The organism is Streptomyces sp. C36, assembly GCF_040932295.1.
Taxonomy (GTDB): Bacteria; Actinomycetota; Actinomycetes; order Streptomycetales; family Streptomycetaceae; genus Streptomyces; species Streptomyces triculaminicus.
In genome coordinates, this window is the sequence record NZ_JBFQGI010000008.1 from 59,015 (window position 1) to 82,522 (window position 23,508).

At 71.9% G+C, this 23,508-nt stretch carries 20 protein-coding genes; 11 read left to right on the top strand and 9 right to left on the bottom strand.

All coding sequences use genetic code 11. From position 1 onward, the window contains the following. The first annotated feature begins 10 nt into the window (after positions 1–10). Positions 11–1,258 carry a PP2C family protein-serine/threonine phosphatase gene (locus AB4K12_RS23770; RefSeq protein WP_368436129.1) on the top strand — a complete coding sequence of 416 codons (1,248 nt, stop codon included), beginning with the start codon at positions 11–13 and terminating at the stop codon, positions 1,256–1,258. Here AB4K12_RS23770 and AB4K12_RS23775 read toward each other — a convergent pair. Then, positions 1,162–1,899 (bottom strand): PIG-L deacetylase family protein, encoded by a 738-nt coding sequence (locus tag AB4K12_RS23775; protein WP_086573215.1) that lies wholly within the window; start codon positions 1,897–1,899, stop codon positions 1,162–1,164. The two genes, AB4K12_RS23770 and AB4K12_RS23775, sit on opposite strands and share 97 nt — an antisense overlap. 221 nt (positions 1,900–2,120) lie before the next feature. Here AB4K12_RS23775 and AB4K12_RS23780 point away from each other — a divergent pair, with 221 nt between their 5' ends. Genes AB4K12_RS23780 through AB4K12_RS23790 form a run of 3 tightly spaced genes read left to right on the top strand, consistent with a single transcriptional unit; the run spans position 2,121 to position 5,053 of the window. Then, entirely contained in the window at positions 2,121–3,182 is a 1,062-nt protein-coding gene (locus tag AB4K12_RS23780) for an ABC transporter substrate-binding protein (protein WP_368436130.1), read from the top strand. Then, positions 3,183–4,259, top strand: a complete 1,077-nt coding sequence (locus tag AB4K12_RS23785) for an iron ABC transporter permease (protein ID WP_086573211.1) — start codon at positions 3,183–3,185, stop codon at positions 4,257–4,259. After that, positions 4,256–5,053, top strand: a complete 798-nt coding sequence (locus tag AB4K12_RS23790; RefSeq protein ID WP_207247243.1) for an ABC transporter ATP-binding protein — start codon at positions 4,256–4,258, stop codon at positions 5,051–5,053. The genes AB4K12_RS23785 and AB4K12_RS23790 overlap by 4 nt, the downstream gene beginning before the upstream one ends. Here the strand turns inward: AB4K12_RS23790 and AB4K12_RS23795 are convergent. Together AB4K12_RS23795 and AB4K12_RS23800 are read right to left on the bottom strand one after the other, a co-directional pair. After that, positions 5,046–6,044 (bottom strand): L-tyrosine/L-tryptophan isonitrile synthase family protein, encoded by a 999-nt coding sequence (locus AB4K12_RS23795; protein WP_368436131.1) that lies wholly within the window; start codon positions 6,042–6,044, stop codon positions 5,046–5,048. The two genes, AB4K12_RS23790 and AB4K12_RS23795, sit on opposite strands and share 8 nt — an antisense overlap. A 7-nt stretch (positions 6,045–6,051) precedes the next feature. Beyond that, positions 6,052–7,308, bottom strand: a complete 1,257-nt coding sequence (locus tag AB4K12_RS23800; RefSeq protein ID WP_368436510.1) for a cytochrome P450 — start codon at positions 7,306–7,308, stop codon at positions 6,052–6,054. A 221-nt stretch (positions 7,309–7,529) separates the two neighbouring features. Here AB4K12_RS23800 and AB4K12_RS23805 point away from each other — a divergent pair, with 221 nt between their 5' ends. From AB4K12_RS23805 to AB4K12_RS23815, 3 genes are read left to right on the top strand one after another with little or no spacing between them, the layout of a single operon-like run. Further along, a complete protein-coding gene (locus AB4K12_RS23805; RefSeq protein ID WP_368436132.1) occupies positions 7,530–7,778 on the top strand; it encodes a hypothetical protein in 249 nt (82 codons plus the stop codon). Beyond that, positions 7,778–10,330 carry a heavy metal translocating P-type ATPase gene (locus AB4K12_RS23810; RefSeq protein ID WP_368436133.1) on the top strand — a complete coding sequence of 851 codons (2,553 nt, stop codon included), beginning with the start codon at positions 7,778–7,780 and terminating at the stop codon, positions 10,328–10,330. Before AB4K12_RS23805 ends, AB4K12_RS23810 begins: the two co-directional genes overlap by 1 nt. After that, a complete protein-coding gene (locus tag AB4K12_RS23815; RefSeq protein WP_368436134.1) occupies positions 10,327–10,812 on the top strand; it encodes a copper chaperone PCu(A)C in 486 nt (161 codons plus the stop codon). The genes AB4K12_RS23810 and AB4K12_RS23815 overlap by 4 nt, the downstream gene beginning before the upstream one ends. A gap of 77 nt (positions 10,813–10,889) precedes the next feature. Here the strand turns inward: AB4K12_RS23815 and AB4K12_RS23820 are convergent, their stop codons facing one another. Then, complete coding sequence (locus AB4K12_RS23820; RefSeq protein ID WP_368436135.1) at positions 10,890–11,525, bottom strand: sigma-70 family RNA polymerase sigma factor; 636 nt, start codon at positions 11,523–11,525, stop codon at positions 10,890–10,892. A gap of 61 nt (positions 11,526–11,586) precedes the next feature. Between AB4K12_RS23820 and AB4K12_RS23825 the strand changes: the two genes are divergently transcribed. After that, positions 11,587–11,763 carry a zf-HC2 domain-containing protein gene (locus AB4K12_RS23825; RefSeq protein WP_086573201.1) on the top strand — a complete coding sequence of 59 codons (177 nt, stop codon included), beginning with the start codon at positions 11,587–11,589 and terminating at the stop codon, positions 11,761–11,763. Between the two features lie 210 nt (positions 11,764–11,973). Here AB4K12_RS23825 and AB4K12_RS23830 read toward each other — a convergent pair whose 3' ends face one another. Both AB4K12_RS23830 and AB4K12_RS23835 read right to left on the bottom strand, forming a co-directional pair. Further along, positions 11,974–12,651, bottom strand: coding sequence for a hypothetical protein (locus AB4K12_RS23830; RefSeq protein ID WP_368436136.1), 678 nt, complete (start codon positions 12,649–12,651; stop codon positions 11,974–11,976). A gap of 332 nt (positions 12,652–12,983) precedes the next feature. Continuing rightward, positions 12,984–13,232, bottom strand: coding sequence for a holin (locus tag AB4K12_RS23835; RefSeq protein ID WP_368436137.1), 249 nt, complete (start codon positions 13,230–13,232; stop codon positions 12,984–12,986). A 215-nt stretch (positions 13,233–13,447) separates the two neighbouring features. Here AB4K12_RS23835 and AB4K12_RS23840 point away from each other — a divergent pair, with 215 nt between their 5' ends. After that, positions 13,448–14,734 carry a GAF domain-containing protein gene (locus AB4K12_RS23840; protein ID WP_368436512.1) on the top strand — a complete coding sequence of 429 codons (1,287 nt, stop codon included), beginning with the start codon at positions 13,448–13,450 and terminating at the stop codon, positions 14,732–14,734. 10 nt (positions 14,735–14,744) lie between these two features. Beyond that, the gene (locus tag AB4K12_RS23845) at positions 14,745–16,268 is read left to right on the top strand and encodes an aldehyde dehydrogenase family protein (RefSeq protein WP_368436138.1); all 1,524 of its coding nucleotides are present in this window, start codon (positions 14,745–14,747) and stop codon (positions 16,266–16,268) included. 444 nt (positions 16,269–16,712) lie between these two features. Here AB4K12_RS23845 and AB4K12_RS23850 read toward each other — a convergent pair whose 3' ends face one another. Continuing rightward, complete coding sequence (locus AB4K12_RS23850; protein WP_368436139.1) at positions 16,713–20,414, bottom strand: NB-ARC domain-containing protein; 3,702 nt, start codon at positions 20,412–20,414, stop codon at positions 16,713–16,715. An 899-nt stretch (positions 20,415–21,313) separates the two neighbouring features. Between AB4K12_RS23850 and AB4K12_RS23855 the strand changes: the two genes are divergently transcribed. Then, positions 21,314–21,718 (top strand): FKBP-type peptidyl-prolyl cis-trans isomerase, encoded by a 405-nt coding sequence (locus tag AB4K12_RS23855; protein ID WP_368436140.1) that lies wholly within the window; start codon positions 21,314–21,316, stop codon positions 21,716–21,718. A gap of 91 nt (positions 21,719–21,809) precedes the next feature. Here AB4K12_RS23855 and AB4K12_RS23860 read toward each other — a convergent pair whose 3' ends face one another. Continuing rightward, positions 21,810–22,667 carry a hypothetical protein gene (locus tag AB4K12_RS23860; protein ID WP_368436141.1) on the bottom strand — a complete coding sequence of 286 codons (858 nt, stop codon included), beginning with the start codon at positions 22,665–22,667 and terminating at the stop codon, positions 21,810–21,812. Further along, entirely contained in the window at positions 22,648–23,508 is an 861-nt protein-coding gene (locus tag AB4K12_RS23865) for an aldo/keto reductase (protein WP_368436142.1), read from the bottom strand. The genes AB4K12_RS23860 and AB4K12_RS23865 overlap by 20 nt, the downstream gene beginning before the upstream one ends.

Sequence of the window (23,508 nt, forward strand, 5' to 3'; positions counted from 1 at the left end):
CACGCTGTCGATGTCGGGCAGATTGCCCTTCGCGCTCGTCCTGACCTATCTCCTGATCATCGTCGTCATCGACCTGGTGACACCGGCGGACCTGCGGTTCGACGTCTACGCCGCCCTCGCACCGGTGATGGCCTCCGTCCTGTGCACCTACCCGCAGACGGTGTTCATCGGGATCGCCGACTTCTCCTTGATGGTGGCCCACCACGGCGTCCTGCCCGGGGACGTGGCGGCCGTCAACCGCGTGGGCTCCTTCGTGGGCAACGCCCTCATGGTCGGCGTGAGCATCGCGGTGGCCCGGCTGCGGCGGGACGGCGACGAACTGCTGGAGCGGGTGCGGGCCACCGGGGAGGCGGCGCAGCGGGCCCTGCTGCGGCCGCTGCCGCTGCGCACGCACGGCATGGTCGTGGACGGCTTCTACGTCTCCTCCCAGCGCGAGGCCCTGGTCGGCGGCGACATCTACGAGGTCCTCGACACCCCGTACGGGACGCGGGTGCTGATCGGCGACGTGCGGGGCAAGGGGCTCGGCACGCTGGGGGCAGGGGCGGCGGTGCTGACGGCGTTCCGGGAGGCGGCGTACCACCGGCGTGAGCTGGACAGCGGGGTGGTGGCGATGGAGCAGGGGCTGTCCCGCTACCACCGCTCGCACGAGTACCGGTCGAGCACGCCGGAGGCGCACGCGGCGGAGGAGTTCGTGACCGCGCTGGTCATCGGGACGGAGCACGACGGCGACGGGCCGGCCGCCGCCGAGGGGAAGGTGCCGGTGGTCTTCGTCGACTGCGGCCATCCGGCGCCGTTCCTCATCGGCGCGGACGGCGGCGTGCGCGAGCTGGAACCGCCCGAGCCCGGCCTGCCGTTGGGGCTGGGCGAGCTCGCGGCGGCGCCCCGGCCCGCCCGGCGGATCGCGCTGCCCGCCGACTGCCGGGTGCTGGCCTGCACGGACGGGGTGACCGAGGCGCGCGACGGGGACGGCGGCTTCTATCCGCTGGCCGAGCGGCTGGACGCCTGGGCCGCCCTGCCCACCCCCGAGCTGCTCCGGCGGCTGCGGGCCGACCTGGCCGCGCACACCGGCGGCAGGCTGCAGGACGACGTGGCGGTGCTGGTGATGGAACGCGCGCCGGCGGCTCCCGGGCCCGACGCGCCCGCGTACGAAGGAGCTGTGGGTCAGCCGGTGACGAACAGCTCGAAGGCCACGCCGGGCCGCCCGCCGAACCGCTCGGCGACGGCCGCCATGCTGCCCTCGAGGAAGGTGCGGCAGTAGGTCTCCGGGTCGTCCCGGGTGAGCGCCTGGATGTAGGTGCGGTGGCAGAGCAGGGAACGCACCGCCCGCTCGAGGCCGGCCCGGGCGTCGACGGCGTGCGTGGGGTGGGGCGAGCCCGCGACGGCCACGTAGCGCACGCCCTGCCACGGCGGCAGGCCGTCCTCGACGAGGTCGGGGAAGATCCAGCGGTTGCCCGCGTCGGCGACGGCGTCCAGGACGGCGCGGCCCACGGCCCGGTGGTCGGGGGTGTTCCAGTGGGTGCCGCCGGGCCAGGTGTCGTGGTGGTTGAGGGTGATCACCAGCTCGGGGCGGTGCCGGCGGATGGCGGCGGCGAACTCTCGGCGCAGCTGGACCCCGTACTCGATGACGCCGTCGAGGTGGCCGAGGAACTCCACGCTCGTCACCCCCACGGCGGCCGCCGAGTCCCGCTGTTCGCGCTCGCGCAGCGGCGCGGCCTCGGCGGGGCCGATGGTGTCGATGCCCGCCTCGCCGAACGAGGCCAGCAGGTAGGCGCACTCACGGCCCTCGTCGGTCCAGGCGGCGACGGCGGCCGAGCCACCGTACTCGAGGTCGTCGGGGTGGGCGACGATCGCCAGGGCCCGTCGCCAGTCGGTGGGCATCTCGGCGAGCTGCTCGGTCATGGGCACTCCTCGGGCGAGGCGGGCGATGAGCCGGTGGACGGATCCGGCCGGCGAGCCGGCCGATGAGCCCCTGGCCAGCGTATGCGTCCTTCCGTGCCCTTTTCCTCACTCCTCTTCGCGACACGCGGGAACTGGGCGGACGTGCCGTCCGACTATCTGGTCCGGGACCGTAACGGCGGCCCCGGTGAATGCGATGACGTCCGACTCTGGAGTGTTTACTGATGCGCCCTCGTGCGTGGTGCGGTGTGCTGGCCGCTGTGGCCCTGTCGGCGACGGCCTGTGGCGGCGGTGACGGGAAGAAGGCCGACGACGCGGGAGCGGCGGCGGCCGGCCGGGCCGGCTTCCCGGTGAGCGTCGGCGACTGCGTGGGGGCGAAGACGACCTTCGATTCGGCGCCCCGGCGGATCGTCACCAGCAATGCCGCCGGTCTGGAGCTGCTGCTGTGGCTGGGGGCGGGTGACAAGGTCGTCGGTACGGGCTTCCCGCCCGGCAAGGGCGCGCTGCCCGGCGAGTACGCCGGCGCGGGCGCGAAGGTGCCGGTGCTGGGCAGGACCGTGATCTCCAAGGAGAAGCTGCTGGGCTCGGGCGCCGACCTGTACGTCGACTCGTTCTCGTCCATGAAGAACATGGGCAAGATGGGCGACGCCCCGACCGCCGAGGAGTTCAAGGCCGCCGGCATCCGGCACGTCTTCCTGAAGTCCTCCGCCTGCGCGTCGATGAACAAGTCCCCGCGCACCGACCTGTCGGGCGTGGAGGCCGACATCGAGGAGCTCGGCAAGGTGACCGGCACCTCGAAGCGCGCCGGCGAGCTGGTCGCGGGGATGCGCAAGAAGACGGGCGAGGTGCGCGACGCGCTCAAGGACGTGCCCGAGGACAAGCGGCCCACCTACTTCCTCTTCGACTTCGACGCCGGCACCAAGCAGCCGATGGCCGTCTGCAACCGCCAGGTCGCCAACGCCGTGATCACCCAGGCCGGCGGCCGCAACGTGTTCGCCGACTGCGACGGCGACTTCAAGCCCGTCGGCTGGGAGGACGTCGTCGCCAAGAACCCCGACTTCATCCAGCTGGCCGTCCGCAACCGGGGCAGCGAGGAGGCCAACGCCAAGGCCTTCGACGAGGCGGCCGAATTCCTCAAGTCCTTCCCCGCGACCAAGGACCTCAAGGCCGTCCAGGACGGCCGCTTCCTGCGCATCCGCTCCGAGCAGACCACCATCGGCGGGGTGCGCAGCGCGGACACGGTGCGGGAGATCGCGCACACGCTGCACCCGGACCGGGTCAAGTAGATGACGGCGCTCACCACCGCCGGAGAGGCGGAGGAGGAGCGGGAGCGGGGCGTACGCACGGTGGGCGCCGGCTGGGCCGGCGCCGCGCTGGGCGTCGCCCTGCTGGTGGCGCTGACCGCCTCGGTGTGCCTGGGCTCGACCTCGGTGCCGCTGGGAGAGGTGTGGTCGGCGGTGGCCCGCGGCATCAGCGGCAGCGAGCCCGCGCCGGGCACCCAGGACCTGATCGTGTGGCAGCTGCGCATGCCCCGGGCCCTGCTGGCGGCCGTGGTGGGGGCGGGGCTGGGCCTGGTCGGCACGGCCGTCCAGGCCCTGGTCCGCAATCCGCTGGCCGACCCCTACCTGCTGGGCATCTCCAGCGGGGCGTCGCTGGGCGCGGTCTCGGCGATCGTGCTGGGGGCGAGCGCGGGCGGGGCGCTGGGGCTCGGGCTGTCCTCGGCGGCGTTCGTGGGGGCGCTGGCGTCCTTCACGCTGGTGTGGACCTTCGCCCGGCGCGGGGGCGGCTTCCGGCCGCTGCGGCTGGTGCTGGCGGGCGTGGGCATCGGGCAGTTCCTGTCCGGCTTCACCCACTACCTGGTGCTGCAGACCGGGGACGAGCAGCAGACGCACGGCGCGCTGTTCTGGCTGATGGGCTCCCTCGGCGGCGCCCAGTGGTCCACCCTCGCCCTGCCCGCCGCGGCGACCGTCCTGGCGACGGCCGTGCTGCTGGCCCGGGCGCGGCCGCTCAACGCGATGCTCATGGGCGACGAGACCGCCGCCGGGCTGGGCGTGGACGTCACCCGGCTGCGGCGCGAACTGTTCGTCGTCACCAGTCTGCTGACGGGTGTCCTGGTGTCGGTGTCCGGGGCGATCGGGTTCGTGGGGCTGATGGTGCCGCACGCCTGCCGGATGCTGGTGGGCGGCGACCACCGCCGGCTGCTGCCGGTGTCCGCGCTGTTCGGCGCCGTGCTGCTGACCGTCGTCGACCTGGTGGCCCGCACCGCGCTGCCCGACCAGGAGCTGCCGGTGGGCGTGGTCACCTCGCTGATCGGCGCGCCGGCGCTGCTGTACCTGCTGGACCGACGACTGGAGCGGCCGTGAGGATCGCCATCGAGGGACTCGAGGTGAGGCTGTCCGGGCGGACGGTGGTCTCCGGAGTCGACCTGCTCGCCGAGGACGGCGAGATCGCCGGGCTCGTGGGCCCCAACGGCAGCGGCAAGTCGACCGTGCTGCGCACCGTCTACCGGCACCTGGCGCCCCACGCCGGGCGGGTGCTCGTCGGCGGTACGGACATCCGGCGGCTGACGCCCGTGGAGTCCGCGCGGCAGGTCGCGGCCCTGCCGCAGGAGCGGGGCACCGACTTCGAGCTGTCGGTCCGCGAGGTCGTCGCCATGGGCCGTACGCCCTACAAGCGCGCCTTCGCGGGCGAGGACGCGGCCGACCGGGACACCGTGGCCGGCGCGCTGGCCCGCGTGGGCATGGCGCACGCGGCCCGGCGGCGCTTCTCGGCGCTGTCCGGCGGCGAACGGCAGCGGGTGCTGCTGGCCCGGGCGCTGGCCCAGGACCCGAAGGTGCTGGTGCTGGACGAGCCGACGAACCACCTGGACGTCCGTCACCAGGTGGAGCTGCTGGCCCTGCTGCGCGAGCAGCGCCGTACGACACTGCTCGCGCTGCACGACCTCAACGCCGCCGCCTCCGTGTGCGACCGGCTGCACGTGCTGCACGACGGGGCCGTGGTGGCGTCCGGGACGCCGCGCGAGGTGCTCACCCCCGGGCTGCTGGCCGAGGTGTTCGGGGTGCGGGCGGCCGTGGTCGAGCACCCGCTGACCGGCGACCCGCTGATCGCCTTCGATCACCGGGCGCCGGCCTCCGTCGAGGCGGTGGCGGTCAGCTGACCGCCGCGCCGGCGTCGTGGCCGGCCTCGTAGTGGCTGGGGTGCCCGTCCCGCAGGACGAGGCGCCCCAGCCTTTCGGCGTCCGAGCGGCGCATCAGCCGTGCCGCTCCCCCGGCCTCCCGCAGCACGGCGGCGTGCCAGGGCGTCGCCCAGGCGTCGGCCGCCTCCAGCAGACGGATGCCGAACTTCTCGGCGCCCGGCCGCTGGGGATGGATCGACAGCCGCACCGACCGGGGGTGGTGGTCCGCGATGAGGTCGCCCCACGCCCGGCTGCGGGCGATGACGCCGTACGCCCGGCTGCGGCACTCGCGCTGCAGGGCGGAGCGCGTGCCGGGGAAGTCCGCGGTGTCCTCGAACAGGAAGCGGGTGATGCCGCGGTAGAGGCGGGCGGTCTCGTCGTCGGTGCGGGCCGTCGCGCGCAGTGCCTCGAGGGAGGGCGCGTAGGCCTCGGTGACCAGGGCGCGCTTGGTGTCGTAGTCGGCGTCGCCGTGGACGTGGCGCAGGTCGAAGGTGTCCAGGTGGCGCAGGCCCTGATCCTGGATCAGGGCGCGCAGGGCGTCGCCGTAGGCGTCGATGTGCTCGTCGGGGACGTTGATGAGGTCGCCGAAGATATGGCCGTCGGAGCAGATGAGCATGCGGGCCCCCGGCGCGTATATCTCGCCGATGCGCCCGCACAGCCGGTCGAGGAAGGCGAGCGAGAGCCGTTCGCCCTCGTCGGGCAGGTGCCCGAGGACCTTGGCGGGGTTGGGGGACTTGCAGGGGAAGCCCGGGAGGGTGAAGAGGACGGGCTCGCCGGCGTCGGTGAAGTGCCGTATCTGGCGCAGCTGCTCGGGGTGGTCCGCCGGGTCGGGGGCCGGCGCCGCGGTGGTGCGGTGGTACGGCAGGAGGAGACCGAGGATGCGCGTCTCGACCGAGGTCGCGGAGGGCGTGGTCGGAGTGGTCGTGGAGGTCACGGAGGTCACGGGGCTCGCGGTCAGGGTGGTGTGGGACATGCGGCGGTCATCCACGGGAGCGGGGGCACACGGGCCCCTCGAAGGCGACGGGGAGTTCGGCGGTGCCACGGCCGAGGACGGCGGGGATCCAGCGCAGCTCGTCGTCGTCGACGTCCAGGCGCAGGCCCGGGAGCCGGGCGAGGAGGGTGCCGAGGGCGACCTGCATCTCGATGCGGGCCAGGGCCGCGCCGGGGCAGAAGTGGACGCCGTGCCCGAAGGCCAGGTGCGGGCCCTGGGCCCGGTCCAGGTCGAGGGTGTCGGGGTCGGGGAAGCGCTCGGGGTCGCGGTTGGCGGCGCACAGCGAGACGATCACGGAGTCGCCGGCCGGGACGCGGGTGCCGTGCAGGTCGGCGTCCTCGGCGAGGAAGCGCCAGGTGGTGAGCTCGAAGGCGCTGTCGAGGCGCATCAGTTCCTCGACCGCGGCCGGCATCAGGGCGGGCTCGGCCCGCAGCCGCTCCATCGCCCGCGGATGGCGCATCAGGGACACCAGGGCGGTGGTGATCTGGTTGGTGACGGGTTCCTGGCCCGCCACCAGCAGCTGGAAGATCATGGAGTCCAGCTCCTCCGCGCTCAGCTCGCCCTCGTCACGGGCGGTGACCAGGCGGCTGAGCAGGCCGTCCCCGGGGTGCTCCCGGCGGTCGGCGACGACCTCGGCGATGTACTCCTGCAGTTCGCGCAGCAGCGCCTCGTAGGCGGGGCGGCCGGGGTCGGTGGGGCCGACGGGCGCCACGACCTTGCCCCAGTCGCGGCGGAAGCGGGCGGCCAGGTGCGGGGGCAGCCCGATGACCTCGGCGAGGACCTGGAAGGGGAAGCGGGCGGCGAAGCAGCGCACGAGGTCGGCCGTCCCCGCCTCGGCGGGCATGGCGTCGACGAGGGCGTCGGCCATCTCCTGGAAGCGCGGCCGCAGCTCCTCCATGCGGCGCGGCGCGAACGCGTCGGTGATCAGGCGGCGCATGGCGGTGTGCTTGGGCGCGTCCTGGTGGAGCAGGTGGACCTGGAGCTGGGAGTGCTGGGGCTCCGGCATGATCGAGGCGCGTTCGCGCCAGCGATCGTTGCCGAGCGCGTGGTTCTTGCCCAGCCGGGGGTCCGCGAGGGTCCGCTGGGCGGCGGCGTGCCCGGTGACGAGCCAGGCCGTGACCCCGCTGGGGAAGAGCACCCGGTGGACGGGGCCGGCGGCGCGCATCCGCTCGTACAGCGGGTACGGATCGCGCTTGTACTCGGGGCCGTAGAGAGGTACGGGGTCGGGCAGGGACACGGTGGGGATCTCCTCGCGAAGTCGTGGACCCCAAGGAAGTCGTACGGAACGCGGGGCGAGTTCCCGGGGGTTCGTACGCGTATGCGGAAGCAGCGGAACCACCTGCCGCAATCTCTGGGTAGTCGGCTGCGGGGGCCCGCTGGTTCCCGGGTGCGAAAGGGATAATCCTCACGCGCCGAGCGGGCTGCGCGGAAGGACGCGGGCGGCTCGCGGCGTGTCACGATGCGGCGATGACCGCACGCCGAACACGCCCTCCTCTTCGTCCGTACGCCACCCTGGCCGGCTTCGTCCTGCTGCTGTCCGCCGTCTTCGGCGTGTCCTACGCGGCGGGCTCGGCGGCCGGCCCGGTGTCACCGGGTATGCACCGCACCGGCGGTGGCGACTCCGGGTCCGGGTCCGGGTCCGGAACCGGCTCCGATGGGGGCTCGCGGAACGGATCCGGCGGGGACATGGGCGGCATGCCGGGGATGAGGCACTGATGAGTACGACGACCGACCCCGCCGTCACCACGACCGAACTGGTCGTCGGCGGGATGACGTGCGCGGCGTGCGTGGCGCGCATCGAGAAGAAGGTCGGCCGCCTCGAGGGCGTCAGCGCGACCGTCAACCTTGCCACCGGCCGGGCCCGCGTCAGCCACCCGGAGTCCGTGACCGTCGCCGACCTGGTGGCCGTCATCGAGGGCGCGGGCTTCACGGCCGCGCTGCCCGAGCCGCCGACCGCCGACGCGCCGACCGAGGACGACGGCGGCAGGCCGGACGCCCCGGCCCGCGACCGGCTGATGATCACGGCCGCGCTGTCCGTTCCGGTGCTGGTGCTGTCCATGGTGCCGGCGCTGCAGTTCCGCAACTGGCAGTGGCTGTGCTTCGTGCTGGCCTCGCCTGTCGCGGTGTGGGGGTCGTGGCCGTTCCACCAGCGGGCGCTGCGCGGGCTGCGGCACTCGGCCGCCACCATGGACACCCTCGTCTCCCTCGGCGTCCTGGCCTCCTACCTCTGGTCGGCGTACGCGCTCTTCCTCGGCGGCGCCGGGGAGCCGGGGATGACGATGCCGTTCACCCTCGTGCCGACGGCGATGGGCGACACGGCGGACGTGTACCTCGAAGCGGTGGTCGGCGTCCCGCTGTTCGTGCTGACCGGCCGGCTGCTCGAGGCGCGGGCGCGGCGCGGCACGGGCTCCGCGCTGCGGGCGCTCGCCTCGCTCGCGGCCAAGGACGTGGTGGTGCGGGCGGCCGACGGCACCGAGGAGCGCGTGCCGATCGGGCGGCTGCGGGTCGGCGACCGGTTCGTCGTCCGGCCCGGCGAGCGGGTGGCGACCGACGGCGTGGTCGTGGCCGGCAGCTCGGCGCTGGACCTGTCGCTGGTCACGGGCGAGAGCGCACCGGTGGAGGCCGGGCCGGGCTCGGCCGTGGTGGGCGGCGCGGTGAACTCCGGCGGCCTCCTGGAGGTACGGGCCGAGGCGGTCGGCGCGGACACGCAACTCGCCCGCATCGCCCGGCTGGTGGAGGAGGCGCAGGCGGGCAAGGCCCGCGTGCAGCGCGTCGCGGACGCGGTCGCGGGCGTCTTCGTCCCGGCGGTCCTGACCGTCGCCGTCACCGTGCTCGGCTTCTGGCTGGGCGCGGGCGCCTCCCCGCAGGCGGCCGTCACCGCGGCCGTCGCGGTGCTCGTGGTGGCCTGCCCGTGCGCCCTGGGCCTGGCCACGCCGACCGCCCTGCTGGCCGCCACCGGCCGGGGCGCCGGCCTGGGCATCCTGGTCAGCGGCCCGCAGGCGCTGGAGAGCCTGCGGCGCGTGGACACCGTCGTGCTGGACAAGACCGGCACGCTGACGACGGGGTCGATGACGGTCACCGAGGTCGCGGTCGCCGGGGGCCCGGGCGCGGAGCTCACGGCCGGGGATCTCACGGGCGCGGAGGCCACCGACGGGGAGCTCACGGGCGCGGAGGTCACGGGCGCGGAGGCCACCGGCACCGGGGCGGCGGCCCCGGGCGCGCCGGTCGCCGCTCCGGTCGACGACGAGGAGATCCTGCGCCTCGCGGCCGCGGCCGAGTCCGGCTCCGAACACCCCGTCGGCCGGGCGATCCACGCCCACGCGTCGGCGACGACCTCCGCCCCCCTCCCCCCGGCGACGGACTTCGTGGCGACCCCGGGCGTGGGCGTACGGGCCGTGGTGGACGGCCGCGTGGTGGAGGTGGTCCGGCCGGAGGGGGAACGGGCCGGCGACGCCGAGGGGCCGGCGGCCCTGCGGCCGCCGCTCGCCGACGCCCTGCGCCGGGCCGAGGAGCACGGCCGTACCGCCGTCGTCGTCACGATCGACGGCACCCCGCGGGCCGTCATCGCCCTCGGCGACACCGTCCGCCCCGGCGGCTACCGCGCCGTCGACCACCTCAAGCGCCTCGGGCTGCGCCCGGTGCTGGCCACCGGCGACAGCGAGGCGGCCGCCCGGGCCGTCGCCACCGAGCTGGGCATCGGCGAGGTCCACGCCCGAGCCACCCCCGAGGACAAGGCGGACCTCGTCCGCACCCTGCGCGAGCGCGGCCACCGGGTCGCGGTCATCGGCGACGGCGTCAACGACACCGCGGCCCTCGCCGGGGCGGACCTCGGCATCGCGATGGGCGGCGGCACCGACGCGGCCATCGGGGCGGCGGACGTCACGCTCGTACGCGAGGACATGAGCGCCCTGGCCGACGCGGTCCGCCTCGCCCGGCGCACCTCGCTGACCGTACGGTCCAACCTCCTCTGGGCGTTCGGCTACAACCTGGTCACCGTGCCGCTCGCCGCGGTCGGGTTGCTGAGCCCGATGCTCGCGGCGGCGGCGATGTCCGCCAGCTCGCTGCTGGTCGTGGGCAACAGCCTGCGGCTGCGCGGCTGGCAGCCGCGCCCCGCGGGCGCCGCGCGGACCAGGCCCGCACGGAACGCGCCCCAGCGGACTCCGGCGCGGGAACAGGCACGGGAGGAAACGCCGGCACAGGCACAGGCACAGGCACAGGTACAGGCGCAGGAACAGACACCGGCACGGGCACGAGGTGGCATCCAATGAACGACTCGACGGCTTCCCTCGTCCGCACCGCCCGGGCCGCCCTCGTCCCGGTGGCGGCGTGCGCCCTGGCCCTGGGCGGGCTGACCGCCTGGACGGCGTCCGGGGCGGCGGGCCGCCCGGCGTCGGTGACGGTCGAGGACGCCCGCGTCCTGCTCCCCTTCGGCCTGGACAACACGGCGGCGACGGTCCGGCTGCGCAACACCGGCGACGTGGCCGACGAGCTCGTCGGCGTCGACGTGCCGACGGCGGGCGGGGCGATGCTCAGCCGGACGGTGGTGAAGAACGGCGCCGGCTCCATGAAGATGGTCGGCTCCGCGACCGTCCCCGCGCGCGGCACGCTGGAGATGTCGCCGCACGGCCTGGACATCATGGTCTACCGGCCGCCCAAGCTGCAGGTCGGCGAGCGGCTCCCGCTCGTCCTGCGCTTCCGCGAGAGCGGTGTGGTCCGGGCGGAGGCGGTGGTCGTGCGCCCGGGCAGCTGAGGGCGGCGACGACGCGCGAGGGGGCCACGGTGTACGGACGTACACCGTGGCCCCCTCGTCATGGGTGCGGCGGGCCGCTACCCCGCGAGCGCCGGGACGCGCGCCGCCCGCGCGGAGGCGCGGACGGCGGGCGTCCGCACCGCGGGAGGCGCGGACGCGCTCACCGCCCGCTCGGCCGTCTCCAGCTGCACGATCAGCGCCTCACGCGCCCGTGCCACGCGGGAGCGGACCGTACCGACCGGGCAGCCCGCGACGATCGCGGCCTCCGCGTACGGCAGCCCCAGCATCTGGGTGAGGACGAACGCTTCACGCCGCTCGTAGGGCAGCCGGTCGAGCAGCTGCGAGAGCGCGACGCCCTCGTCGAAGCCCGGCAACTCCGCGGACTGGGCGCGCTCGGCGGCCGACTGCCAGTCGTCCGTGTCGGACAGCCGCGGGCGGGCGGCCTGGAAGCGCAGCCGGTCCACGACCGTCCGGCGGGCGATGGACAGCAGCCAGGTCCGGGCCGAGGAACGGCCCTCGAAGCGCGGCAGCGAACGCAGGGCCCGCAGATACGTCTCCTGTACGAGGTCGTCCGCGCCCTGCGGATCGTTGCTCAGACGGGCCACGTAGCGCCGTACATCGTTCTGCGTAGCGCGGATGAAACGTTCCACCGCGTCGGCGTCGCCGCCGCGCGCGGCGAGCGCCCAGGCGGTCACGCTCTCGTCGTCACGCACGGCGGCCTCCCGCACGGGGGGTGGTGCGCGGGGCGCGGCGGCCGCCGGGGACGATGGCTGGGTGCACTGCAGTGAGGCCCGTACCGCCATATCCGCCCGCGTCGACGGCGAGGAGCTGCCGCCGGATGTCCGTCCCGAGGCGCTCGACGCTCATCTGGACGCATGCGCCGACTGCCACGGCTGGGGCGAACGGGCGCGCCGGCTGAGAGTCCTCGCGGCGGCTCTCGACCTGGCGTGAGCGGCCGGACGAGGGCCGGCGTGAACGGTCCGCATGGCGGGAACGGCGGGAGCGGCGGGAGCGGCGGGAACAGCTCGGCGAAGGTGAGGGTTCCGGCGGCGCCGGCGGGATGAGGGCAGGGGTCATCGCCCTGGGTCCTTCCTGGAATCCGGGCGCCCGGCCTCATGGGCGGGCCTGCCCGGTGACGTGGATACGGCCTGTCGGCCGCCGTCAGGCGACGGCGACGAGGGCCGCCGGAGGACCCCGCTGGGCGAGGACGTGGGCGTACAGCAGCTGCCGCAGCCGTTGCGCTGCGCGCGCCTGGGAGGCGCGGACGCGCGGCGGGCCCGGGCGGGCCGGTACGTCGTGGAAGAGGAAGAGCAGCGGCGCGAAGAGCCGTGCGCCGAGGGTCCGGCCGAGGCGGAAGGCCGCCTGTTCGCCGCCGGAGAGCCACAGGCCGCAGACGAGGGCGACCAGGATGTGCGCGGACCACATGCCGAGGGCGCCGTGGCCGGCGTGCATGCCGCCCATGCCGCCCGTCCCCATGCTCATGCCCGGGTCCAGGGGCACGGGCGGCACGCCCATGCCGGAGGCCGCGTCGGCCGGGGGAATGCCGCCGCAGGTCGCGTCACCGGGTACCTGCGGGAGGGGGCCGGAGCCCGGGGTGGCCGCGGTGAGCACGACGTTCCGGGCGACGTTCTGGGCGAGTGAGAAGAAGGAGTGCAGCCCCGTCTGCGCGCCCACCGTCGCGAGCGTGATCAGCAGCGGGCCGCGCTCGCGGCCCGCGAGGAACCACGCGCAGCTGCCCGTCACCGTCAGCGCGACGGCTATGGCCCACCACGGGACGGTGGTCCCGGACATGACGGCATGGCCCAGGGCGGCGAGCAGCACACAGACCGCTGCGAACACACCGGCTCGCAGCGTGCGCGGCCCCTGTCCGGTCTGCTGCCCTTCTTTCATGACGGGGACATCGTTGCACCCGTCCCCCGCGGCCCGACACCGGGGGCGCGAAGATGCCCGTACGACCCCCCGCCCGGGCGCATGGCTCCGCCCCGTACCGTCCGCCCGGCGGTACGGGGCGGTGGGCCGCCGGCTCGGGGGGAATGACCGGCAACCCGGTCCCGTCGCGCCAGTGGGACTCGCGAGATCGAGTCAACCGCGTACCGGCGCCGGGCGGGAGCGTGTGCGAGGGGGTGTGCGCGGGTGCTCCGCGCACACCCCGTGTGAACGACGCCGTTCCGCTACCGCGCCCCGGACGAGGCGTCCCGGCCGGCGCGCCGCGGGAGCCAGGCCGCGCTGCCCTTGTCGCCGATGCGGCTGCCGATCGCGCCCTTGATCACCGACAGTGCGGCGGGCAGCGCGGCGACGGCCGCGGCCTTGAGCGCGGAGACGTCGGTGAGGTCGAACCCGTCGGCGATGATCAGACCGAGGAATGTGGTCACGTAGGCGGCGAGGGTGCGTTCGGCTATGTCGGCGAGGACCTGGCGCATGGCTGTCTTTCCATTCGGGAGTGCTGGCATTCGGAAGTGCTGGATTCTGCTCGTACGTAAGGGAGTTGCCGTTGCTGCAGGGGCCAGCGTCGCCGCTGTGACATGTGCACCGCAAGCTTTCCCTGACGTGGTTGTACCCGCGACGACCCTCAACGGCACCGGAGTTGAGCGGTATCGTTCGGCGGGCGGCCGACTCCATGGGAGGGGAGGGCCACGTGGTCAACCCGTGGCTGGCGATGGCGTCCGGCGTCGATCCCGCCGAGCGCAGGGGCGCGGTCGGTTCCGCGCACGCGGCGTTCGTCTCCGGCGGCGAGCTCGGCGCGTTCGTCTCCGGCCGGGAGATCGACCCGGCGCTGCGTACGGTCGTCGCCGACTCCTGGCGCCGCTCGGCCGCGGCGCTGCCCGCGCCGGAGTTCGTGGCACCGCTCGAGCTGACCGACGCGGACCTGGAGGGCTACCGCCGCGCCCACCCGCTGGCTCGCGCGATGCCCGTCTTCCGCGAGCTCCTGGGCTCGATCGCCGACGACGGGGCCCACCTCCTCGCGGTCTGCGACGCGTCAGGCCGGATGCTCTGGGTGGAGGGCCACGCGGGCGTCCGCGGCCGCGCCGAACACATGAACTTCGTCCCCGGCGCCCGCTGGGACGAACGGCACGCCGGCACCAACGCGCCGGGCACGGCGCTGGCCCTGGACCACGCCGTGCAGATCTTCGCCACCGAGCACTACAACCGCCTGGCCCAGCCCTGGACCTGCGCCGCCGCCCCCGTCCACGACCCCGCCACGGGCCGGCTGCTGGGCGCGGTGGACATCACCGGCGGCGACCACCTGGCGGCCCCGCACAGCCTGGCCCTGGTCCAGGCCACCGCGCGCGCGGCCGAGGCCCACCTGGCGGCCGAAGCCCCCGGCCCCCGCGACGCGCTGTCGGCACTGGGCCGGGACGAGGCGCTGCTGACGACGGACGGACGGCGCGTACGGCTGGGCAGACGACACAGCGAGATCCTGGTCCTGCTGGCCGCGCACCCCGACGGCCTGACCGGCGAGCGGCTGTCCGACGCGCTCTACGGGGACCGCCCGGTGCCCATGGTGACGCTGCGCGCGGAGATCTCGCGCCTGCGCCGGCTGGCCGGCGACCTGCTGGCCTCCCGCCCGTACCGGCTGACGGGGCGGGTCGAGACGGACGTGGCGGACGTGGAGCACCGGCTGGCGGCGGGCGACCTGCGGGCGGCGGTCCGGGCGTACGACGGCCCGCTGCTCCCGGCGTCGGAGGCACCGGGCGTGTGCCGGCTGCGCCGGCTGCTGGAGGACCGGCTGCGGCGGGCGGTCCTGGGCAGCGGGGACGCGGCGGCGCTCCAGCTGTGGGCCGACAGCCCGTGGGGCGAGGACGACCTGGAGGTGTGGGAGCGGCTCCTGGCGGCGCTGCCGGAGAGCGCGCCGCACCGCGGCGCGGTGGCGGCGCGTGCGCGGGGCTTGCGGGCAACGTTCGCGCAACCCGCGCGGGCCTAGCGTCCCCGGCATGACCCGTTACGCCAGCCCGGGCACCCCCGAGGCCATCGTCAGCTACCGGCCGCGCTACGACCACTGGATCGGCGGCGAGTACGTACCGCCCAAGCAGGGCCGGTACTTCGAGAACCCCACCCCGGTGACCGGCCTCCCCTTCACCGAGATCGCGCGCGGCACCGCTGAGGACGTCGAACGCGCCCTGGACGCCGCCCACGCCGCCGCCCCCGCCTGGGGCCGCACCTCCCCCGCCGAACGCGCCCTCGTCCTGAACCGCATCGCCGACCGCATGGAGCAGAACCTCGAGATCCTGGCGGTCGCCGAAACCTGGGAGAACGGCAAGCCGATCCGCGAGGCGCTCGCCGCGGACATCCCGCTCGCCATCGACCACTTCCGCTACTTCGCGGGCGCCATACGCGCCCAGGAAGGCGGCCTCTCCGAACTCGACGAGGACACGGTCGCGTACCACTTCCACGAACCCCTGGGCGTCGTCGCGCAGATCATCCCCTGGAACTTCCCCATCCTGATGGCCGCCTGGAAGCTGGCCCCCGCCCTGGCCGCCGGTAACACCGCCGTCCTCAAGCCGGCCGAGCAGACCCCCGCCTCCATCCACATCTGGCTCGACCTCGTGGCGGACCTGCTCCCGCCGGGCGTGGTGAACGTCGTCAACGGCTTCGGCGTCGAGGCCGGCAAGCCGCTGGCCTCGAGCCCCCGGGTGGCCAAGATCTCGTTCACCGGCGAGACCACCACGGGCCGGCTGATCATGCAGTACGCCTCGGAGAACCTCAAGCCGGTCACCCTCGAACTGGGCGGCAAGAGCCCCAACATCTTCTTCGACGACGTCTCCGCCGCCGACGACGACTTCCTCGACAAGGCCCTCGAGGGCTTCACCATGTTCGCCCTCAACCAGGGCGAGGTGTGCACCTGCCCCTCCCGGGCCCTCGTCCAGCGCGGCCACTACGCCGCCTTCCTCGACGCCGCCGTCGCCCGCACCGAACTCATCCGCCCCGGCCACCCCCTGGACACCGACACGATGATCGGCGCCCAGGCCTCCAACGACCAGCTGGAAAAAATCCTCTCCTACCTCGACATCGCCCGCCAGGAAGGCGCCCGCCCCCTCACCGGCGGCGCCCGCGCCCACCTCGACGGCGAACTCGCGGGCGGCTACTACGTCCAGCCCACCATCTTCGAGGGCCACAACCGCATGCGGATCTTCCAGGAGGAGATCTTCGGCCCCGTCGTCGCCGTGACGTCCTTCACCGACCTCGACGACGCCGTCACCCTGGCCAACGACACCCTCTACGGCCTGGGCGCCGGCGTCTGGACCCGCAACGGCACCACCGCCTACCGAGCCGGCCGAGCCATCCAGGCAGGCCGAGTCTGGACCAACTGCTACCACGCCTACCCGGCCCACGCCGCCTTCGGCGGCTACAAACAGTCGGGCATCGGCCGGGAAACCCACAAGATGATGCTGAACCACTACCAGCAGACGAAGAATATTCTTTGTAGCTACTCGCCCAAGAAGCTTGGGTTCTTCTAGAGGCGTGAAGTCCATTGCCGGGAGCTGGCGTTAAGCCTCTCGGAGAAGCCATCGAAGTCACTCCAGGTAATCAGATCGAAACCCTGGGCGTTCTCCGTTTGCTTTGCGGAGGCCTGTCCGGACCAGTCGCGGACCAACGGCATGTCCTTACATGGATGGGCAAGACAAGATCCTGGGCTGCGGCCAACCGCTCTCCAAAGTCAAGACCTCCGTTCGGCGGAGGTTCTGTGGGGAGGCCTCTAGTCCGAGGCGGACGCCCTAAGCGGCTGTGGACACTGTCACGACAGGGGATCGGCAGCCGACCATCACGGCGAGCTCAGGAGTCAAGGCTCCTAGGGGCTCTGTTCACGGGAGCGTTCTCGTGAACAGAGCCATCCTGGTTACCGAGCTGGCCAGCCACGGCTGTCGCCGCTTTCATCTGCTTGCCAGCAAAGCGCCAGGAACCTACCTGCGTCGCCCTTTCCGCCGAGCGCGGGTAGTACGCGAAGGCTGTTGGCGGACTGCCGTTGCGGCTGGTTCCGGACTGGTCGAACCGGGCTGTATGCGCACGGAGACGAGGGCAGCCGCAAGCAGGCCGTTGCCGCTCGCCTCGGCGAACCGGCGGTGTACTTCTGAAGGGTCCGTCATGAGTTGCCGATGCGCGGCCGGGTCGCTGAGGGTTAGACCGTAGCCGTACAGCACGAGCACGCTGCCACGATCGCGTGCTGCCTGCCGCCACCGGCCTGATGCCATGGCATTGGCGCGGGCAATCACGGTGCCGTCGTCGTGCTCGAGAGTCAGCCTTCGGCCCGCGATGGTGAGCGTGAGGTGCCGCGGTGAGGGGATGGTCGGCTGTGGCCCAACCAGACGACGCAGACCCTTGCCGCAGGCCCGGTGGATCTGCAGCTCGACTGTCTCACCGTTCTCGAGCAAAGTGGCGCCGATCATCTGATCAGGCTCCAGGATGGCCAAAGCTCTCGACGCCGGCATCAGCTTCTTGATTTCAGGCAGCAGAATGTCAAGGCTGGAGCGGCCAGCGAGAAACCCGTAGACCGGGTCCGTGGACAGCGACAACACCGAATGGCAGCTGGCCTCCTCGTACACGGCACGCAGGTCCTCATTCGCCTGCAGCATCGGCGAAAACTCGGCAAGCACGGATTCGCCGACCTCTTGCTGGAGGCGGTGTGCGGTCTCACCCGCAACGGCTGATAGCCGCGGAATCAATCCCTGGTAGATCCTCTCCCACACACTCCCGGGATCGTGCGGATCGGTGAACGTCTTGTCCCTAAGGCGGGCAAGCAGCACAAGAGGATCCGCGTCGTCGGCGCCCTCGTGCATGGCGCGCCAGCCTTCGTGGACCGCCTGCAACAAGATGAACCGTGCTTCGTCGGTACCTGTCTCGTACGCCGGATTGTCGGCGATGCAGGTCTCTTGCAGCAGGCGCCCGAGCAACTGCACCGCACGCTGCTCCCCGGTCAGCACCCATTTCCAGGCGGACTGACAGCCGACGTTGTGCACCAAGTGATGAACGGCAAACCCGTGGAGGGTGTGGGGGCCGGCATAGGGCACGAAGTCGGTGAAGGCGGCATCGGCCTCGGCCCATTTGTCCTGCAGAACCAACGCCTCGACCAACAGACGCCTCAGGTCGGCAGTGCTCGAAGACCAAGGATCAGCACATCCGACCAGGGCCTTGGTAACGGCGTGTTCGGCACGCTCGGCCTCTCCCTGCCCGATCAAGTCCTGGATAGTCAGGAGGTCCTGCACCGTCTGCTCCCTCTCGGCTGAGGGCAGACCGTCGGCAAGGGCACGATACCCCTTCAGCAGATCCTCCAGCCTAGGGTCGGATTCTCTACGCAGTTGCATCTGCAAGATCAAGGATGCCTTACCTGGCAGGTCGGAGACGTTGTCGTGCAGGTGGCCCTCAAGCCTGCGCAGATAGCCCAGCACAGGGCCCAGATAGTCGGCAATGCAGGCGGCGCCGCCGTCCTGCTTGCGCATATGAACGAGATGGGCGAGCGACGTACGCGCCTGGGCGGCCATTCCCTCGTCCGGGTCGCCGGCCTGCACCAGCCATTCCAGTTCTTGCTCGAGCAGCCGCTGCGCGGACTCGTACTGGCCATGGGCGTGATGGAACGCGGCGAGGTTGCCCATGAGCAGAGCCGTGAATGTGTCTGCTGTCCCTGCCGAGCGGATGTGCCCCACGAGCGCAGTGGCGTGCTGGGCCAGCTCCCAGGTCCGCTCGGCCTGGCCGGTAAGGAGGGCCCCACGCAGCCAGCGGTCCGTGTGAAAGGCAAGAGCCGACAAAGCGGCCGTGCCCTCTTCCTCGTCCATCTCCAGGTACCGGCCGATGATCTGCTGCAGTACCGAGTTCATTGACACAGTGTCATCACTGCCGGGGAACGACTCGCCCCGGCCCGGCAGCGGCTCGTCCCAGCGCACAAGGGAGACGTTGAGCAACTCGCGCATGACCTCCCGTACCGGTACATGCACCTCATCGAAGACCAGCCACCTCGGAGAAGGCGGCATGTTCTCGGGGTCGTAGAACGCACATGCCGCAGCCAGATGCACTGGCACCCGACGCGGTGCGAGCCAGCACAGCGCCGCTACCGTGACCAGAGTTGGCTGCAGCAGGCCGCGGCCTTGCGCACTGATCGCCAGGCGATCCACTGTCAGCGCGACCGCAGCGGCCAGAGTCCGCGGGTACCCGGCAGGCACCGACTGCTCATCATCGGCCGCCCGGTGAACCAAGGTCTCCGAATAGGCCGCAATCCGTTCCAGGCCCACACCGCAGCTGACCAGATAGCCACACGCCACCTCGATGGCCAACGGCCAGTACTCCAATACGTCCGCCAGCCGGGACAGCGCCGATGCGTGCTCGGCGGCCTCCTGTGCACCAACCGACAGCCGCAACTGCAGCAGCTCCAGTGCTTCCTCGCGACTCATCGGATCTAGATCAATGCGCCCGTCCACCCTCGGCCAATGACCACCCAGCGCCGTCACGATGACCCGGCCACGTCCCTGACGGGGAATCCAGGCGCCGACAACAGACTGGCTCGCGTCGTCAAGAACCATGAGCCAACGCCCAGGCAGCGACTGCAGCTCGGCGTGAACCCGCTCACGTAACAGCCTGGGGTCGCGCACCTCCGTCTGCTCCGTCCTACCCGTTAGGTGTGCCAGCACCCTGACGAACGACGCCACCAAAGACTCTTCGGTCTCAGCATCAACCCAGAACACAGCGTCATAGCGGAAGGCCTCAGCCGCGATGTACGCGGCAGCAAGACTGGATTTCCCCAGGCCCGACAAACCCGTGATGACACACGTCAGCACACCCTGCGCTGAATCCTGTCCACCCAGCAGTACCTCGCCCACCTTCTCGACGAGGTGGGACCGGTCCACCTCCGGAACCGGAGGCACCTGCCCAAACACGATGCCCAGATCCTGCCGGCCCAAAGCCGAACGCAGTTCCTCATCACTGACCAGCACCGACCGGCGAAAATCGCTCACATCCCACTGAGCCAGACCGGGATCAGCTGCCCGACGCATCACCTCTGCAACCAAACAGCCCAGTACAAGCCCACCGGCCCGACCGGACAGACCTCGCCCAGCGCGCTCCCGCTCCAAACGCAGCGCACCCTGGAGGTCTTCACGCAACTGCTCATCACTGCGGCCATCGAACTCAATGCCCGCACGCCCCAAGCGGTCCCAGTGCTCCTCGGACAACGCCTGACAGAGGCCCCAGGCGGCCGGAGCCCGTACCAGGAGCTCCTCAAGCCCCACCTTGAGACGCGAAACGTCCCCACCGTGGCGCTTCAGCAGCTCACCCAGACGCAGACAGCCTTCGTCCGGCACAGCGGACGTGATCAAACGGTATTGGTCGGCTTCGAAGCCGGTGACCAGGTGAACCAGCACCGACACCGCCTCGCGCGCCCTTACGATCCGTCCCGCACCAGCACTCTTAACCTGCACCGCAAGCAGCGAGCGACCAGAGGCGTCGACCAGATCGAAATCGACCGAATCCACATGGTGGACCGACACCGCATTCCCCGGCCCCTCGACACGACAAGCAGTCACCTCACTCTGCTGCATGCCGACCAACAAAGCTTCCACCGTGCGCAGGTACTGATACTGGAACCCACGAGCAGCAACGCGACCACCGTCGATCGCCACACAACCCCCCGGTGTCGAGACCTATTTGTGGGATTCAGCGTAGGGGCGAGGTGTGACAGCCATGGACAGTCCGGCCACATGTGCGATGGCTTCCAGCCTGGAGAAGCTCAACTCCACACAGGGCGCCATCTACCGTGACAGCTCCCACGAGCCCGGAGGCATGGGACGTACCGCATCACCCACGAGACCAGCGCGCTCTCGATCATTCCCAGAACCTCACAGCCTCCATCCTCTTCACCCCACGAGTTCCGGGACCGAGATCCGGACCATTTCCGGACCAGCCCCGCACGAAAGCCTCACAAAGCACCGTTTTCCCAGGTCAGCATGGGTGTACTTGCTGTACCACCAGCAGACGAAGAACCTGCCGGTGAGCTACTCGGCGAAGAAGCTGGGGTTCTTCTGAGCGTCTTCGGAAGCCACATCGGCTTCCTCTTCCCTACCCCTGGTCCAAGCGTCAAGCCCATTCCCGGCATCGCCTCGGTGTCGGGGGGCACTCCACGTGTTGGAGACCCGCCACGCTGTCGTCTGATGGCCGTGCAGGCGGTACCACCCCGTCCGGAGACGTGACCCTGCGTGCCTCGCGCCACGCGGGGTCGTAGGAGAGCACTCTCTTGCCCCGCCACCACAGGCGAAACGCGCGCACACTGGTGAACGGCGCCAGCAGCGCCCGCCGAACTGGAACACTCACCGCGCGCCAGGGGGCTCAGCGGACTCAGCTCAGGCCTCACCATGGCCATACCGAAGACGTAGCACGCCAGTCAGGCCGCGCCGTGCTCCGTGAGGTTGGATGTGCTCCAGCCGATCAGCGTTCTCGGTAGCGTGGCCATCTGCTGCATGGGGTGGTCCACGTGTCCGGCTGGTCCGTGCGGGGGCTTTCGACGGAGAGTGATGAGGCTGCAATGAGTGAACTGAAGAAGCCCGAGGTCGACGTTCCCGAGGGTGACGCTCCTACCGAGCTGACCATCCGGGACCTGGTCGTCGGGGACGGGGCTGAGGTGCAGCCGGGCATGGTGGTTAGGGTCCACTATGTCGGGGTGACCTTCGAGTCTGGGAAGGAGTTCGATGCCTCCTGGGACCGGGGCCAGCCGTTCAAGTTCGCCCTGGGCAGTGGCAGGGTCATCAAGGGCTGGGACCGGGGGGTGAGGGGGATGAAGGTCGGCGGTCGACGCGAGATCATCGTTCCCCCGCGTCTCGGCTACGGCAAGCAGTCGCCCTCGCCGTTGATCCCGCCGGGCTCGACCCTGGTCTTCGTGGTGGACCTGCTTGACTCGTATTCCAGCACAGCCGGGTGGAGCAACGCCTAATGACCCTGCCGTTCCTCCCCTTCGACGCGCTGCGCCGTCTGCCAGGGGTGACGGACGGCGGGTGTGCGGAGCGGGCGCCGGTACGGCCGTATCAGGGAGTTGCCTTGGCTGGAGCCGAGGCCGGAGGGCAGACGCCGGTCAATTCCTCCGCGCGCTGTCGCAGGATCGGGGCCAGCTCGACGTACCAGCCGCGACCGACGGCCTGGAGCATTTCTGCGAGGGCGATCTGTTCGCCGATCCTGCCGACCGGAGTGTCGAGGATGTGGGCGAACTCGACACGGATGCGGTCGGCTACGGCGGGGACGCGGAGGCTGTTCACGTAGAGCATGGCCGGGTCGTAGCCTACGGGGACGGCGCCCCAGCGTTCCCAGTCCAGGATGACGAGGGGATCGTGGGTGAGGTTGGCCCACTGGAGATCGGCGTGGCCCGTGATGCGTTCGGTGATGGCCGGCGCGGGGATGCCCAGGAACTCGGGGAAGACCTGGTCTGCCCAGGACTGCCGGATGGTCTCGCGGGGCGGTTCGGCGGTGCTCAGGGCTTCCAGGCTCTCCCGCAGGGTCGTCCACCAGGAGTCCGGCAGCCCCGGGTCCTCGGTGAGGTCGGGCGTCTCCGGAGAGATGACCGGCTGGGCGATGTAGTCGATCAGCTCCGCCTCGAAGACGTACTCCCCTCCGTCCCAGCGGTGAAGGTCGCGGAGGTGCGGGCGAGAGACCTTGTCGGACACCCGTTCCTCGGCGAGCGCAATGCCCTCGTTCCGTTGGGCAGGAGTCTTGGACGCCTCACCGCAGTGGACGCGGAGCCAGTGGCCGCCCTCGGTGCGGCTGCCGATGGTGCGGCCCAGCCAGCCCCACGCCGGTGTCCCGGTCGTCGTGGTGGACAGCCTTCCGGCGGCGTGCGCCAAGGCGTCCTCCATGCGTGCCCTGGTGGTCTCATCCTTGGGCGAGTACATCGGTGACCTTCCTGAGCCGGCCCGGGTCGAGCGGGGAGGCGATGGCGTCCTTCGCGGCGTCCCAGTGCTGTCCAGTGCTTGCGGATAGCAGTACCACGTCCAGGCTCGGGCAGGAGGCCGCAGCCAGGAGGCACGCGGCGGCCGACGAGGCCCCAGGGCGCATGAATTCGGCGAGTTCGGGCGTGGTGAGGGCCGGGAGTTCGCCGCCGTGCAGGGGCGAGGAGCCAAAGGTGATCAGGCCGGCCGCACGGGCCTGGACCAGGGGGCCCCGACCGTCGAGAGCGAGGGCGATCGGCCGGGCCATGACGAGGCTGACTGGTTGCTGGATGGCTCGCAGGTGATGTTCACCCGATCCGGCTGCTTCCTTCGCCAGGCCCAGAAGTTCGGGGACGGTGAAGGCACCGTGCTGGAAGCCCGACCAGGTGGCCACGCCGTATCCGCCGATCCTGCCTGCGGTGGCGAACTCCTCCAGGACGGCGAACAAGACACGCAGCCGATCGTGCAGCGCGGCGCGGTCGAGGTGGGAGTGCTCGGGGTTGTGGACGAACACGAGGTCGGCGCGGCCGAGTGCGGCAAGGGAGCGGTCCGTCTGCCAGCGGGTGAAGGCAGGACCGAGGCTGTGGCCGGCGGTTACCTGCTGCGAGGTGAGGAGTCCGACCTGTACTGCGGCCTCGCCCTCAGCCTTGCTGAAGAACCCCGTCTTCGTTGCGACCATGGCGCGCGGGTGATGGGAGATGACGGGGCCGAGCAGCTGGTGGGCGTCCTTGTAGTTGGGGGCAGTGTCGATCCACACTGTTCCGTCGGCGCACGCGGTGCGCGCCGCCTGCTCAACGGCGCGCAC